Origin of the sequence: Pseudomonas sp. NFACC37-1 (genome assembly GCF_900101575.1) — a bacterium.
In the GTDB taxonomy this organism is placed as follows: Bacteria; Pseudomonadota; Gammaproteobacteria; order Pseudomonadales; family Pseudomonadaceae; genus Aquipseudomonas; species Aquipseudomonas fluorescens_AA.
Window position 1 is genome coordinate 107,906 of sequence record NZ_FMUZ01000006.1, and the last position, 13,839, is coordinate 121,744.

At 64.3% G+C, this 13,839-nt stretch carries 9 protein-coding genes and 3 pseudogenes; 9 read left to right on the top strand and 3 right to left on the bottom strand.

Annotated elements, in window-relative coordinates; translation table 11 throughout:
* Positions 1 to 36: 36 nt before the first annotated feature.
* Entirely contained in the window at positions 37 to 1,659 is a 1,623-nt protein-coding gene (locus BLP82_RS09740) for an MFS transporter (protein WP_092167033.1), read from the bottom strand.
* A 207-nt stretch (positions 1,660 to 1,866) separates the two neighbouring features.
* On the bottom strand, positions 1,867 to 3,510 hold the full coding sequence (locus BLP82_RS09745; RefSeq protein WP_092167036.1) for a GMC family oxidoreductase: 1,644 nt from the start codon (positions 3,508 to 3,510) through the stop codon (positions 1,867 to 1,869).
* A 130-nt stretch (positions 3,511 to 3,640) separates the two neighbouring features.
* Between BLP82_RS09745 and BLP82_RS09750 the strand changes: the two genes are divergently transcribed.
* From BLP82_RS09750 to BLP82_RS09760, 3 genes and pseudogenes are all read left to right on the top strand, one after another.
* A complete protein-coding gene (locus tag BLP82_RS09750; protein ID WP_092167038.1) occupies positions 3,641 to 4,525 on the top strand; it encodes a LysR family transcriptional regulator in 885 nt (294 codons plus the stop codon).
* A 281-nt stretch (positions 4,526 to 4,806) separates the two neighbouring features.
* On the top strand, positions 4,807 to 5,178 hold the full coding sequence (locus tag BLP82_RS09755) for a c-type cytochrome (RefSeq protein WP_092167041.1): 372 nt from the start codon (positions 4,807 to 4,809) through the stop codon (positions 5,176 to 5,178).
* Between the two features lie 115 nt (positions 5,179 to 5,293).
* Positions 5,294 to 5,909: pseudogene (locus tag BLP82_RS09760) on the top strand (FAD-binding protein); the annotation flags it as partial.
* Here BLP82_RS09760 and BLP82_RS09765 read toward each other — a convergent pair.
* Positions 5,892 to 6,263, bottom strand: a pseudogene (locus BLP82_RS09765) (hypothetical protein); the annotation flags it as partial. The pseudogenes BLP82_RS09760 and BLP82_RS09765 sit on opposite strands and share 18 nt — an antisense overlap.
* A 130-nt stretch (positions 6,264 to 6,393) precedes the next feature.
* On the opposite strand from BLP82_RS09765, the pseudogene BLP82_RS09770 reads away from it, so the two are divergent.
* The 6 genes and pseudogenes from BLP82_RS09770 to BLP82_RS09795 form a co-directional block, all read left to right on the top strand.
* Positions 6,394 to 6,600 (top strand): annotated as a pseudogene (locus BLP82_RS09770) (helix-turn-helix domain-containing protein); the annotation flags it as partial.
* A gap of 89 nt (positions 6,601 to 6,689) precedes the next feature.
* Entirely contained in the window at positions 6,690 to 7,661 is a 972-nt protein-coding gene (locus BLP82_RS09775) for a Gfo/Idh/MocA family protein (protein ID WP_092167043.1), read from the top strand.
* A gap of 170 nt (positions 7,662 to 7,831) precedes the next feature.
* Positions 7,832 to 8,449 carry a transcriptional repressor LexA gene (gene lexA, locus BLP82_RS09780; RefSeq protein WP_092167046.1) on the top strand — a complete coding sequence of 206 codons (618 nt, stop codon included), beginning with the start codon at positions 7,832 to 7,834 and terminating at the stop codon, positions 8,447 to 8,449.
* Entirely contained in the window at positions 8,449 to 9,081 is a 633-nt protein-coding gene (gene imuA, locus BLP82_RS09785; RefSeq protein WP_092167048.1) for a translesion DNA synthesis-associated protein ImuA, read from the top strand. Before lexA ends, imuA begins: the two co-directional genes overlap by 1 nt.
* Before the next feature lie 7 nt (positions 9,082 to 9,088).
* Complete coding sequence (locus BLP82_RS09790) at positions 9,089 to 10,510, top strand: Y-family DNA polymerase (protein ID WP_092167051.1); 1,422 nt, start codon at positions 9,089 to 9,091, stop codon at positions 10,508 to 10,510.
* Positions 10,486 to 13,584 (top strand): error-prone DNA polymerase, encoded by a 3,099-nt coding sequence (locus tag BLP82_RS09795; protein WP_218189412.1) that lies wholly within the window; start codon positions 10,486 to 10,488, stop codon positions 13,582 to 13,584. The genes BLP82_RS09790 and BLP82_RS09795 overlap by 25 nt, the downstream gene beginning before the upstream one ends.
* Positions 13,585 to 13,839 lie beyond the last annotated feature (255 nt).

Genomic DNA, 13,839 nt, shown 5'->3' on the forward strand with positions numbered 1-13,839 from the left:
GCGAGGGCTCCAATGCCCTCGCCACGGTTTTTGCCCTCAGTTGGTATCCAGGTCCACGTTGCGGGTTTCCCGCAGGCAGATCATGCCCACCACCAGGCTCACCCCGGTAATCACTACCGGGTACCACAACCCGTAGAAGATATCCCCGGTGTAGACCACCAGGGCGAACGACACGGTGGGCAGGAAGCCGCCGAACCAACCGTTGCCGATGTGGTAGGGCAGGGACATGGAGGTGTAGCGGATCCGGGTCGGGAACAGTTCGACCATCAACGCCGCCAGCGGTCCGTAGCACATTGCCGAGATGATGATCAGCGCCACGATCAAGGCGACGATCATCGGCCGGTTGATCTGCTGGGCGTCGGCCTGCTGCGGGTAGCCAGCCAGCGTCACCGCGCCGCGCAGGGCGGCTTCGTCATAGCCTTCGAGTTTCACGTCACCGACGCTGACCTGCACCGCGCTGCCGGCCGGGGCCGCGACGCTGCTGTAGGGCAGGCCTTGCTTGACCAGGAAGGTCTTGACCTTGTCGCACGGGCTGTCGAAACGCGCCTTGCCCACCGGGTCGAACTGGAAGGTACAGGTGGCCGGGTCGGCGACTACGGTGATCGGTGCCTGGCGGCTGGCCTGGTCGATGGCCGGGTTGGCGTAGTAGGCCAGGGTCTTGAAGATCGGAAAGTACAGGGCCGTCGCCAGCAGCAGGCCGATCATCAACACTGGTTTGCGCCCGACCTTGTCCGACAGCCAGCCAAAGAAGATGAAGAACGGTGCGCCGATTACCACGCTGACAATCAGCAGGCTGTTGGCCAGGGCCGGGTCCATCTTCAGGAACTGGGTGAGGAAAAACAGCACGTAGAACTGCGCGGCGTAGAAGGTCACCGCTTGCCCGGCATTGATGCTGAACAGGGCGATCAGCACCACCTTAAGGTTTTCCCATTTGCCGAAGGATTCGCGGATCGGTGCCTTGCAGCACTTGCCTTCTTCTTTCATTTTCAGGAAGGCCGGCGACTCGTGCAGGCTCAGGCGAATCCAGGTGGAGATGCCCAGCAGCAGAATCGACAGCAGGAACGGAATGCGCCAGCCCCAGACTTCGAACTGATCGCCGGTGAAGTAGCGGCAGCCCAGCACCACCAGCAGCGAGAGCAGCAGCCCCAACGTGGCGGTGGACTGAATCCAACTGGTATGGAAACCGCGCTTGCCCATCGGCGCATGCTCGGCGACATAGGTCGCCGCGCCGCCGTACTCACCGCCCAGGGCCAGGCCCTGGAGCATGCGCAACACCACCAGGATGATCGGCGCGGCGATGCCGATGCTGGCGTAGTTGGGCAGCAGGCCGACGCAGAACGTCGCCAGGCCCATGAGGATGATGGTGGCCAGGAACGTGTACTTGCGCCCGATCATGTCCCCCAACCGACCGAACACCAGTGCCCCGAACGGCCGCACGATGAAACCGGCGGCGAAGGCCATCAGGGCGAAGATGAACGCGGTGGTGTCGTTGACCCCGGCGAAGAACTGCTTGCTGATCACCGCCGCCAGGGCGCCATAGAGGAAAAAGTCGTACCACTCGAACACCGTCCCCAGGGACGAGGCGAAGATGACTTTCTGGGTTTCCTGGCTGGTGCCGGCGCTGCGCGTGGCTTCCAGGGGCTGAACATGCTCGGACATAGCGGTATCCCTCACAGTGATTGTTTTTGTTGTTCCACTGCGACGCCGGGTGGCGTCTCCTGATTTGACACACTTTCCTTGAATCGACACATTTGTTCACTGTGGGAGCGGGCTTGCTCGCGAAGGCGATGTGTCAGTCGCCATAATCGTTGACTGTCTGATCGCATTCGCGAGCAAGCCCGCTCCCACAGGAGACTGAGTTGTTCTTCAGACCGTAGCAGGTGCTTTTTCGATGTCGGTGCTCCTCGTCGCGGGGTTGAGCATCATCTGCGCCGCCTTCTCGGCAATCATCAGCGTCGGCGAGCAGGTGTTGCCCGAGGTGATGCGCGGCATGATCGAGGCATCGGCGATGCGCAGGCCCTTGATGCCGTGGACGCGCAGTTGCGCATCCACCACCGCGTCGCGATCCTGGCCCATGCGGCAAGTGCCGATCGGGTGGAAAATCGTCGTGCCGATCCGGGCGGCGGCCTGGTGCAGTTGCTCTTCGGTTTGCAGGCTGGGGCCCGGCAGGTATTCCACCGGTTTGAACGCGCTCAGGGCCGGGGCCGCGACGATGCGGCGGGTCAGGCGGATGGCGTCGGCGGCGACCCGCAGGTCCTCGGGGTGGCTCAGGTAGTTGGGCTGGATCAGCGGCGCTTCGTGCGGGTCGGCCGAGCGAATGTCCACCCGGCCACGGCTTTGCGGGCGCAGGTCGCAGACCGACGCGGTGAACGCCGGGAAGCTGTGCAGCGGTTCGCCGAAGCGTTCCAGAGACAATGGCTGCACGTGGTATTCGAGGTTGGCCGAGGTCTGTTCCGGGCCCGAGCGGGCGAACGCGCCGAGTTGGCTGGGGGCCATGGACAGCGGGCCGCTGCGGTCGTACAGGTAGCGCAGGCCCATGCCCATCTTGCCCCACAGGGTGCCGGCGATCTGGTTCAGGGTGCGGGCGTTTTCCAACTGGTAGATCAGTCGCAGTTGCAGGTGGTCCTGCAAGTTGCCGCCGACACCGGGCAGTTCATGGGTCACGCCGATGCCCAGGCGTTGCAGCAGGCTGCGCGGGCCGATCCCGGAGCGTTGCAGGATCCCCGGCGACCCCACGGCCCCGGCGCACAGGACGATTTCCTTGCGGGCCTTGAAGGTCATGCCCTTGCCTTGCCAGCGCGCGCTGACGGCGTGGGCGCGGTCGTCACGCAGCAACACGCGGTCGACTTCGACATCGGTCAACACCGTGAGGTTGGCGCGCTGGCGAACCGGCTTGAGAAACGCCTTGGCCGCGTTCCAGCGCACCCCGGCTTTCTGGTTGACCTGGAAGTAGCCACAGCCTTCATTGTCACCGCTGTTGAAATCGTCGACGTTGGGGATGCCGCTCTGCTCGGCGGCACTGCGGAAGGCATCGAGAATCGGCCATGACAGGCGCTGGCGTTCGACCCGCCATTCGCCGCCGGCGCCGTGAAATTCGGACGCGCCGGCAAAGTGGTTTTCGCTCTGGCGGAACAGCGGCAGCACGTCTTCCCAGGCCCAGCCGGGATTGCCCTCGGCGGCCCAGCCATCGTAGTCCGTGGCCTGGCCGCGCATGTAGATCATGCCGTTGATAGAGGAGCAACCGCCCAGGACCTTGCCGCGCGGGTAGCTCAGGGCCCGCCCTTGCAGGCCCGGTTGTGCTTCGGTCTTGAAGCACCAGTCGGTGCGTGGGTTGCCGATGCAGAACAGGTAGCCGACCGGGATGTGAATCCACGGATAGTTGTCGCGCCCGCCGGCTTCGAGCAGCAGCACCCGGTGTTGCGGGTTGGCCGAAAGCCGATTGGCCAGCAAGCACCCGGCAGGGCCGGCGCCCACGATCACGTAATCGTATTCATCGACGACAGGTTGCATTCGCGACCTCATTCTTGTTGTTGTGGGATCCATCCTAGTTGTTAGTTTTCGTCAAAAGAATGTTAGTTTTTGCGCAGTGGCTGTGCGTTTATAAACAGTCATGCCTTCAGGCGTGTTCAAGGATCGCTTCATGTTCGACTGGAATGACCTGCGCTATTTTCTGGAACTGCAACGCAGCGGGCGTTTGTTGACGGCTGCACGGCGCCTGAACACCACCCACGCCACGGTGGCCCGGCATATCGAGGCCATCGAGAAAAGCCTGGGCACAGCATTGTTCGTCCAGCATGCCCAGGGCTATGAACTGACCCCGGCCGGCGAGACGTTGCTCAAGCACGCCGAAGCCATGGAAAACGTGGCGTTGCTGGCCCAGGAGGACATCACCCAGTCCAGTGCGCCCCTGGGCAAGATCCGCCTGGGGGTGACCGAAGGGCTGGGCATCATGTTTCTCGCCAGTCGCATGGACGGGTTGTTCCAGCGCTATCCGGGGCTGGAGGTGGAGCTGGTGGCGGTGCCGCGCTTTGTCAGCATCCTCAACCGTGAGGCGGAAATCAGCATCCACCTCGAACGCCCGGCGGCCGACCTGTTGGTGACTCGCAAACTCACCGACTACAGCCTGGCGCTGTACGCCAGCCCGGCCTACCTGGACCGCTCGCCGGTGTTGCGCAGTCGCGAGGACCTGGCGCGCCACGCCTGGATCGGTTATGTCGATGACCTTTTGTTCAGCCAGGAACTGATGTTCCTCAACAGCTTTTGCCGCAATCCCCGGGTGGTGTTCCACAGCACCAGCGTCATCGCCCAGCAACAGGCCGCGCGCTCGGGCCTGGGGATCGCCGTGTTGCCGTGCTACATGGCCAGCGGTGACCCGACGCTGGTGCCGTTGCTGCCAGACGAAACCATTCGCCGCAGCTATTGGATCAGCACCCGCCGCGAACTGCACAAGTCCGTACGCCTGCGGGTGTTGTGGGATTACGTGGTGCAGTTGTGCGAGCGCGAGCAGGCCCTGCTGTTGCCCTGACCACGCAGTACCCCTGTGGCGAGGGGATTTATCCCCGCTGGGCTGCGCAGCAGTCCCAAAACGTTTACCTGAAATACCGAAGCGACACATTAGGGCCGCTACGCGCCCCAGCGGGGATAAATCCCCTCGCCACAGAGTCATCGACTCTCCAGTGCTGGCCGCCCAAGCCCCCTTTTATGGCCCCCAATGACCTCAAGCCGACGCGGTGGCGTGCCTTAGTGTGGGAGCTGCCAGACCCATAACAAGAAAGGCGCAACCCTTGCGCCGCCAAGAGGGGCCTTATGTCGGCAATCACGCCTTCCTTCCTGCTTCGAACCGCTGCCGTCGTCTCGTTCGGCGCGTTGCTTGCCGCGTGTGGCGATGAGACCAAGCCGCCCGCGGCCACGGTATTCATGGCCATGCCCAGCGATGCGGCCCTGGCCCAGGTCTACGACAGCAGCTGCAAGCTCTGCCACGCCAACCCCGGTGCCGGGGCACCGCTGACTGGCGATACGAACGCCTGGGCCCCGCGGGTCGCCCAGGGCGCCGACACCCTGCTGGACCACGCGATCAACGGCTACAACGGCATGCCGCCGATGGGCCTGTGCATGCACTGTTCCGAAGAGCAGTTCCTGGCCTTGATCGCCTTCATGTCCGGTCAATACTTCCAATAATGAATACGGGGATTACGGCATGACGATGGACTACTCACGGCGTCGGTTGCTGCAACAGGCCGGCGTTGTCGCCGCCTTCACGGCGCTGGGCAGCCAGGGCGCCCTGGCCGAGCTGATGCGTGCGCCGCGGTTGATCCCGTGGCGCAACTGGTCCGGTGCGCAGAGTTGCCTGCCGGCGGCGCGCCTGGCCCCCAAGGACCTTGATGAACTGGTGCAGGTGGTGCGCCGTGCCGAAGGGCGGGTTCGTCCGGTGGGTTCCGGTCATTCCTTCAGCGCCCTGGTGCCCACCGATGGCACCTTGTTGTCGCTGATTTTTTTTCAGTGGCCTGCTGGATCACGACGAGGCCAGCCTGCAAGCCGCGTTCGGCGGCGGCACGCCCATGTCGCGCATGGGCCCGGCGCTCAAGGCCATCGGCCAGGCACTGCCGAACATGGCCGATGTGGATTATCAGACCCTGGCCGGTGCCATCGCCACCTCGACCCACGGCCCCGGCAAGGCCTTTGGCTCGTACGCGTCCCAGGTCGTCGGCCTGCAACTGGTCACGGCCAGCGGTGAGGTCCTCGATTGCGATGCCCAGCATCATGCCGAAGTATTCAAGGCCGGCCGGGTGTCCCTTGGCGCGCTGGGGCTGGTGACCCGCGTGCGCCTATAGAACCGCGCCGCTTATCGCTTGCGCGAGCACCAGTGGGTGGCGAAAACCGAGGAGTTGCTCGAGGCTGAACACCGAAACTTCCTGCTTGATCCAAGGCTGGGCGATGTAGATCCCCGCGCGCCCACCGGCCACCCACAGCGGGCTCAGGTAGTCGATGCGCGGGACCACTGCCGTGGATTCGATTTCGACATCCGGCAGTTCGCCGCCCAAAGAACTGATGTTGAATTTCCGAGCCTTGTAATGGTTGTAGTAGAGGTTGAACGCGACCATGTGGTCCGGAAGGCTGTCGACCTCCAGTGGCAACACAAAAAAACCGTCGGTGCCCGGGCCGATGTTGTCCACCCCCGATTCGGTCGCCAGGGCGGGCAGGGCACCGCCGCAGGCCAGGCCGAGGGACAGTTGCAAGGCGAATGTCGTGCGGATCGGGTTCATGGGAGGGGCTCATTATTATTGTTGGAAACGCACCGGAGGTCCGAGTCATACAAATAAGCCGTTCGCTGCCGACAGGGCAGGGTATTGGCGGCCATTCAGGGGACTTGGGCGGCCAGATTTTCAGGTCCCTCTATCCGAACACAGCCTGACCTTCGAGACCTTGCTCGAACAAGTGCGCCGCGGCCGCACCCTGAACCTGCTGGCCAACCCCGAGCTGTCCATCGAGCGCATCACCGAAGAGGTCGGCTACAGCGATGTGCGCAGTTGCCGCCGGGCGTTCTGGCGCTGGACCGGCATGAGCCCGAGCGCGTTTCGCAATGAGGGGCAAACGTTGTAGCCACGACATTCAGGCTGGGTCTGATTAAACTCCTGCCTTTTTTGAGGGGCTCATTGCGCAGCCTGGGCCTTGATTCCATGAGTCAAACGATGAAAACAGTACGCTGGGGCATGATCGGGTGTGGCAGCGTGACGGAACGCAAGAGTGGGCCGGCCTTCTACAAGGCGCCCGGTTCCGCGTTGGTAGCGGTGATGGGGCGACGTTTGGAGGTCGTGTCCGATTATGCTGAACGCCACGGCATCGCCAGGTTCTACACCGACGCGCAGGCACTGATCGATGATCCTGAAGTCGATGCGGTTTACATTGCGACGCCGCCCGACAGTCATTTCAGCTATAGCCTGCTGGTAGCTGCCGCTGGCAAACATTGCTGTGTCGAAAAACCCATGTCCCTCAATGTCGTGCAGAGCCGGGAAATGCAGCGCGTATTCAACAGCGCCGGGGTGCAGCTGTTTGTGTCGTACTACCGGCGCTCGCTGCCGCGTTTTCGCAAAGTGTGGCAATGGATCGAGCAGGGATGCATCGGTGACATCCGGCATTTGACCTGGACGCTGACTAAGCCCGCGTCATTGGCGGATATCAACGGCGCGACCAATTGGCGTACCGATCCGGCGATTGCAGGCGGAGGTTATTTCACGGACCTGGCCTGCCATGGCCTTGATCTGTTCCAGTTCCTGTTGGGGGACATCGTCGAAGTGGCAGGTTTCGCCGCTCACCAGAACGGCTTGTATCAGGCGGAAGACGCGGTCGTGGCCAATTGGCGTTTTGCCTGCGGGGCCACAGGCATGGGCTGTTGGAACTTCGTCGCTGATCGACGTGAGGACCGCGTGGAGGTGATTGGCAGCCAGGGGCGGATCAGCTTCTCGGTGTTCGATGAGGCGCCGCTGCAACTGTATACGGACACCTCCGTCAGCCTCGACATTCCTCATCATCCTGAGCATATCCAGTGGCACCATGTACTCGGCATGAATGCCCATATCCGGGGTGAGTCGAAGCATCCCGCCGTGGCCGAAGAGGCCTTGAAGACCGACTGGGTGATGGACCGCATTCTCCAACGCCGTTGAGGCGAGCCCGCGCGGGCATAACTCATGTCGAACGGCGTCCCTTCACCGGCGCGCTGTTCCTACGGTCGCTGCACAGCCGAGCGGGAGCAGGCTCCTCGCCACAATGATGGGTACAGGCAAACTGTGAACTGACTGGCGGCGCTTGTCAGAAAAATCCTTAAAGAGTACAAATGTACTCCATGACGACTCTCACTCCCCGCCGCACCGCCATCCTGACTTTCATCCGCGAACGCATCGCCGATCAGGGCCAGCCTCCCAGCCTCGCTGAAATCAGCGAGGCGTTCGGTTTCGCCTCCCGTAGCGTGGCGCGCAAGCATGTGCTGGCGTTGACCGAGGCCGGTTTCATCGAAGTCAATCCGCACCAGGCCCGAGGCATTCGGCTGTTGAACCAGCCGCCACGGCCTGAACTGCTGGATGTGCCGGTGCTGGGGCGGGTGGCGGCTGGCGTGCCGATCGGCGCCGATGCCGAGGTCCACACTCGCCTGATGCTGGACCCGGCGATTTTTACCAAGGCGCCGGATTACCTGCTGCGGGTCCAGGGCGATTCGATGATCGAGGACGGCATTCTCGACGGTGACCTGGTGGGCGTGCAGCGCACCCCCCAGGCTTCCAACGGCCAGATCGTCGTGGCGCGCCTGGACGGTGAAGTCACCATCAAGCGCTTCGAGCGCATCGGCGAGCGGGTGCGTTTGCTGCCGCGTAACCCGGCCTACCAGCCGATCATCGTCGAGGCCGACCAGGACCTGGCGATAGAAGGGGTGTTTTGTGGCTTGGTGAGGCAAGGTTGATGGGCGCTGTCGTTGCGCTGGACACGCTGTTCAACGGCGGCCAGGTCTGGAAGGGCCGGCCTGCGCCGCCGGCCGCCAGTGCGCAACCCACTGGCCATGCAGCGCTGGATGCGGCGTTGCCCAGTGGTGGCTGGCCAGAGGCGGCCTTGACGGAACTGCTCATCGCCGCGCCGGGCGTGGGCGAGTTGCAGTTGGTGTGGCCGACCCTGGCGCGGCTGTCGGCAGCGGGGGAGCGGATCGTGCTGGTGGCGCCGCCGTTCGTGCCTTATCCCCAAGCCTGGCTGAACGCTGGCATCGACCTGCGTCAGTTGTCGGTGATCCGTGCCGATGAACGCGATGCCCTGTGGGCCACCGAACAATGCCTGCGTTCGGGCAGTTGTGGCGCCGTGCTGTGTTGGCCCCGCCAGGCGGACGACCGGGCCTTGCGGCGCTTGCAAGTGGCGGCGGAAACCGGCCAGACCCTGGCGTTCGCCTGGCGCTCGATCCAGGAGGCCATCAATCCGTCGCCAGCGGCGCTGCGCATCGCCATCGATACCCGGCCGGCGCAATTGCGCGTGCTCAAGTGCCGGGGCGGGTTGGCTCGTTCGGCGCCGATTGCCTTTGCCACGCTCGCCACACAAACCGGGCATTGAGGTTGCGATGCGCTGGGTCTGTATTCTCTTCCCGCAATTGGCGCTGGACGCCGCGCTGCGTCAGCGCCCCGATCCCGACCAGCCCCTGGCATTGCTGACCGGTCCGGCCCAGCGTCGGGTGCTGCAAGCGGTGAACGCGCCGGCACGGGCCCTGGGTTTGCGGCCCGGCCAGACCATGACCGCCGCCCAGGCCTTGAGCAAAGGCTTTGCCACCGCCGAATACGACGCGGCGCAGATCGAACATTGGCAACAGTTCCTGGCGGCCTGGGCCTACCGTTTCAGCGCCCAGGTCAGCGTGCATTATCCGCGTACGCTGCTGTTCGAGATCGAGTCGAGCCTGGGCCTGTTCGGACCCTGGCCGGTGTTCGAGGCGCGCTTGCGAGCCGAGCTGACCGAGCTGGGCTTTCGTCATCGCATCGTCGCCGCCCCGAACCCAGTGGCGGCGCGGGTGTTGGCCAATGCCTATGACGCCCTGGTGGTGCCCGATGCCGAGACCTTGCAACAGTACCTGGGGCACATGCCGGTGGAGCGAATCGGCCTGGAGCCCGACGTCGCCACGGCGCTGTCGCGCATGGGCCTGCGTCGCCTGAGCCAGGTCCAGGCCTTGCCCCGGCAGACCCTGGCGCGGCGCTTCGAGGCCCAGGTGCTCAAGCACCTCGACGCGTTGACGGGCCATCGCACCCTGGCGCTGTCGTTCTACCTGCCACCGGACCGTTTCGATGTGCGCATCGAGCTCAACTATGACGTGCAATCCCATCAGGCGCTGTTGTTCCCGTTGCGCCGCCTGACCGGTGACCTGTCGGCCTTCCTCTGCGGACGCGACAGCGGCGTGCAGCGCTTCGACTTGCACCTGGAGCACGTCGGGTTGCCGGACACCGTGATCAAGGTCGGCCTGCTTAGTGCCGAACGGGCCCCGGCGATGCTCTTCGAACTGGCCCGCGGTCGCTTGGAACAGGTGCAGGTCGAGGCCCCGGTGCGGGGCTTTCGCTTGTGTGCCGAAGACCTGCCGAGTTTCGTGCCCCAGCGCCTGGAGCTGTTCGACGAACGCCCCCAACAATCATTGCCCTGGGAACAACTGCGCGAACGCTTGCGGGCCCGGCTGGGGGATGACGCCGTGCAGGGCCTGGGATTTCGCGACGACCATCGGCCTGAGTGCGCCTGGCAGATGACGTCCCAACCCCGATCCCAGGCTTGTCCGGTGCGCGACGGCGTGCAGCGTCCCGGCTGGCTGCTGGAGGAGCCCCAGGCATTGGCGCAAGATCAGGCGCACATCCTCATGGGCCCCGAGCGTATCGAGACCGGTTGGTGGGACGGTGCGGATGTGCGTCGCGACTATTACCTGATCGAAACCCGCAGCGGACAACGGGGCTGGGCCTATCGACCGGTGGGCGAGGGCGGGCCGCTGTGGCTGCAGGGCTGGTTCGCATGAACGTTGAGTATGCCGAGCTGCATTGCCTGTCGAACTTCAGCTTCCAGCGCGGCGCCTCCAGTGCCCTGGAGTTGTGTCGTCGCGCCAAGCAGCAGGGCTACCAGGCCCTGGCGATCACCGACGAATGCACCCTGGCCGGGATCGTCCGGGCCTGGCAGGCGGCCAGGGAGCTGGACCTGCAACTGATCGTCGGCAGCGAGATCCAGGTCGAGAACGGTCCGAAACTGGTGTTGCTGGTGGAAAACCTGGACGGTTATCAAACCTTGTGCCGGTTGATCACCCGCGCCCGACGTCGCAGCGAGAAGGGCCACTACCGCATCGTGCGAGAGGATTTCGACCAACCCTTGCCGGGGCTGCTGGCGTTGTGGATAGCCGAGGGCAAGGACGCCGAGGAACATGGGCGTTGGCTCCAGCCGATCTTTGCCGGGAGCCTGTGGCTGACGGTCCAGTTGCATTGCGCACAGGACGACCGCCGCCGGTTGGCAGACTCGTTGGCGCTGGCCGGGCGCCTGGCGCTTCCGGCCGTGGCCAGCGGCGATGTGCACATGCACGTGCGTGGCCGTCGCGCCTTGCAGGACACCATGACCGCCATCCGTCACCACGTCACGGTGGCCGAGGCCGGCCAGCGCTTGCACCCCAACGGCGAACGCCACCTGCGCAGCCGCAAGGATCTGGCCGATCTCTACCCGCAGGCCTTGCTCGATGAAACCCTGAACATCGCCCGACGCTGCACCTTCGACCTCGGCCAACTGCGCTATCAATACCCCCGCGAGCTGGTGCCCGAGGGGCATGATCCGGCGTCCTGGCTGCGGGAACTGACCGCGCGAGGCATGCGCGAGCGGTGGAAGGACGGCGTGACAGACAAGGTGCGGGTGCAGATCGACAAGGAGCTGAGCCTGATCGCCGAGTTGGGCTATGACAGCTATTTCCTCACCGTGCAGGACATCGTCAGCTTTGCCCGCAGCCGCCATATCCTTTGCCAGGGGCGCGGTTCGGCGGCCAACTCGGCGGTGTGCTACGCCTTGGGCATCACCGAAATCGACCCCAGCCTCACCAGCCTGTTGTTCGAACGCTTCCTGTCCCGGGAGCGCAACGAGCCGCCGGACATCGACGTCGACTTCGAACACGACCGTCGCGAGGAAGTGCTGCAGTACGTGTTCCAGCGCTACGGTCGTCATCGTGCGGCCTTGACGGCGGTGGTCAGCAGTTACCACGGCGCCGGAGCGGTACGCGATGTGGCCAAGGCCCTGGGCCTGCCGCCGGATCAGGTCAACGCCCTGGCCGATTGCTGTGGTCGCTGGAGCGACGAGGCGCCGCCGGTGGAGCGCTTGCGTGAGGGCGGCTTCGATCCGGACAGCCCGGTGTTGCGTCGGGTCCTGAGCCTGACCCGGCAATTGATCGGTTTTCCCCGACACTTATCCCAACACCCTGGCGGCTTCGTGATTTCCGAACAGCCCCTGGACACCCTGGTGCCGGTGGAAAACGCCGCCATGGCCGAGCGCACCATCATCCAGTGGGACAAGGACGACCTGGACGCGGTCGGGCTGCTCAAGGTGGACATCCTCGCCTTGGGCATGCTCAGCGCGATCCGGCGCTGTTTCGACTTGATCGAGCAGTACCGGGGGCAGCGTTATACCCTGGCATCGCTACCCCAGGGCGATCGGGCTACCTATGAAATGATCAGTCGCGCCGACACCATCGGTGTCTTCCAGATCGAGTCCCGGGCGCAGATGTCGATGTTGCCTCGGTTGAGACCCAAGACCTTCTACGACTTGGTCATCGAAGTGGCGATCGTGCGGCCCGGGCCGATCCAGGGTGGGATGGTGCATCCGTACCTGCGGCGCAGAAACAACGAAGAGGCGGTGACTTATCCCTCTGACGCGCTGGAACAAGTGCTCAACCGCACCCTGGGTGTGCCCTTGTTCCAGGAGCAGGTCATGCAGATCGCCATCGTCGCGGCCGATTACACCCCGGGAGAAGCCGACCAGTTGCGACGTTCCATGGCTGCCTGGAAACGTCACGGCGGGTTGGAGCCTCATCGAGAACGCCTGGCGCAGGGGATGAAGAAAAACGGCTACACCGCTGAATTCGCCGCGCAAATCTTCGAACAGATCAAAGGCTTCGGCAATTACGGTTTCCCCGAGTCCCACGCCGCCAGTTTCGCCTTGCTGACCTACGCCAGCAGTTGGCTCAAATGTCACGAACCGGCGGCATTCGCCTGTGCCCTGATCAACAGCTGGCCGATGGGCTTCTACAGCCCGGACCAGATCCTTCAGGATGCCCGCCGGCATCAGTTGTCGATCCACCCGGTGGACGTGCGCGCCAGCGATTGGGATTGCAGCCTCGAACCCATGGAAGGCCGGCAACCGGCGATCCGCCTGGGGCTGCGCCTGGTCAAGGGCTTTCGCGAAGAGGATGCCCTGCGTATCGAAGCGGCGCGCCGGCATCGGCCCTTCAGCGATGTAGCCGACCTGGGCGAGCGCGCGCAACTCGATGCCCGGGCCCAGGCGCAACTGGCCGACGCGGGGGCCTTGCAGGGCTTGGCCGGGGATCGCCATCGGGCCCGCTGGGAAGTGGCCGGCGTGCAGAGGCAACTGGGCTTGTTCGCCGGTTTGCCCAGCCAGGAAGAGCCGCCCGTGGCGCTGCCCGAACCCACGCTGGGGGAAAACCTGTTTGCCGATTACGCCACGCTGGGCACGACACTGGGCCCTCATCCGCTGGCCCTGCTGCGTCCCGAACTGCGCGCCCGACGCTGCCGCAGCTCCCGGGAATTGCAGGGCGTGGCGCATGGCCGCAATGTCAGCGTCGCCGGGCTGGTCACCGGTCGCCAGCGCCCGGGCACGGCCAGCGGCGTGACCTTCGTTACCCTGGAAGATGAGTTCGGCAACCTCAACGTGGTGGTCTGGCGTGACCTGGCCGAGCGCCAACGCAAGGTTTTGGTGGGCTCGCAATTGCTCAGGGTCGACGGCCGTTGGGAAAGCGTCGGCGAGGTCCGCCACCTGATTGCCGGGCGCTTGAGCGACCTGACTCAATTGCTGGCGGGTATCCAAGTGCAGAGCCGCGATTTCCGCTGAATTCGCAGGCTGGAGACACGATTTCTGCGGCATCGGAATTACGTGGCGAGGGGATTTATCCCCGCTGGGTTGCGCAGCAACCTCCTGCGTCCCGTCTGACACACCACGGTGGCTGATGAATCATGGGGGCTGCTTCGCACCCCAGCGGGGATAAATCCCCTCGCCACAGTGTTAATCGTCTCCCCGATCCGAACAGCGCCCTCGCATGAAACCAAACGCCAACCCGGCGCTCGAAGCTCTGATCGCAAGGGATTT

Coding starts and splice junctions, on each gene's coding strand:
- BLP82_RS09740 (WP_092167033.1), bottom strand. CDS start 1,659: ATGTCCGAGCATGTTCAGCCCCTGGAAGCCACGCGCAGCGCCGGCACC.
- BLP82_RS09745 (WP_092167036.1), bottom strand. CDS start 3,510: ATGCAACCTGTCGTCGATGAATACGATTACGTGATCGTGGGCGCCGGC.
- BLP82_RS09750 (WP_092167038.1), top strand. CDS start 3,641: ATGTTCGACTGGAATGACCTGCGCTATTTTCTGGAACTGCAACGCAGC.
- BLP82_RS09755 (WP_092167041.1), top strand. CDS start 4,807: ATGTCGGCAATCACGCCTTCCTTCCTGCTTCGAACCGCTGCCGTCGTC.
- BLP82_RS09775 (WP_092167043.1), top strand. CDS start 6,690: ATGAAAACAGTACGCTGGGGCATGATCGGGTGTGGCAGCGTGACGGAA.
- lexA (WP_092167046.1), top strand. CDS start 7,832: ATGTACTCCATGACGACTCTCACTCCCCGCCGCACCGCCATCCTGACT.
- imuA (WP_092167048.1), top strand. CDS start 8,449: ATGGGCGCTGTCGTTGCGCTGGACACGCTGTTCAACGGCGGCCAGGTC.
- BLP82_RS09790 (WP_092167051.1), top strand. CDS start 9,089: ATGCGCTGGGTCTGTATTCTCTTCCCGCAATTGGCGCTGGACGCCGCG.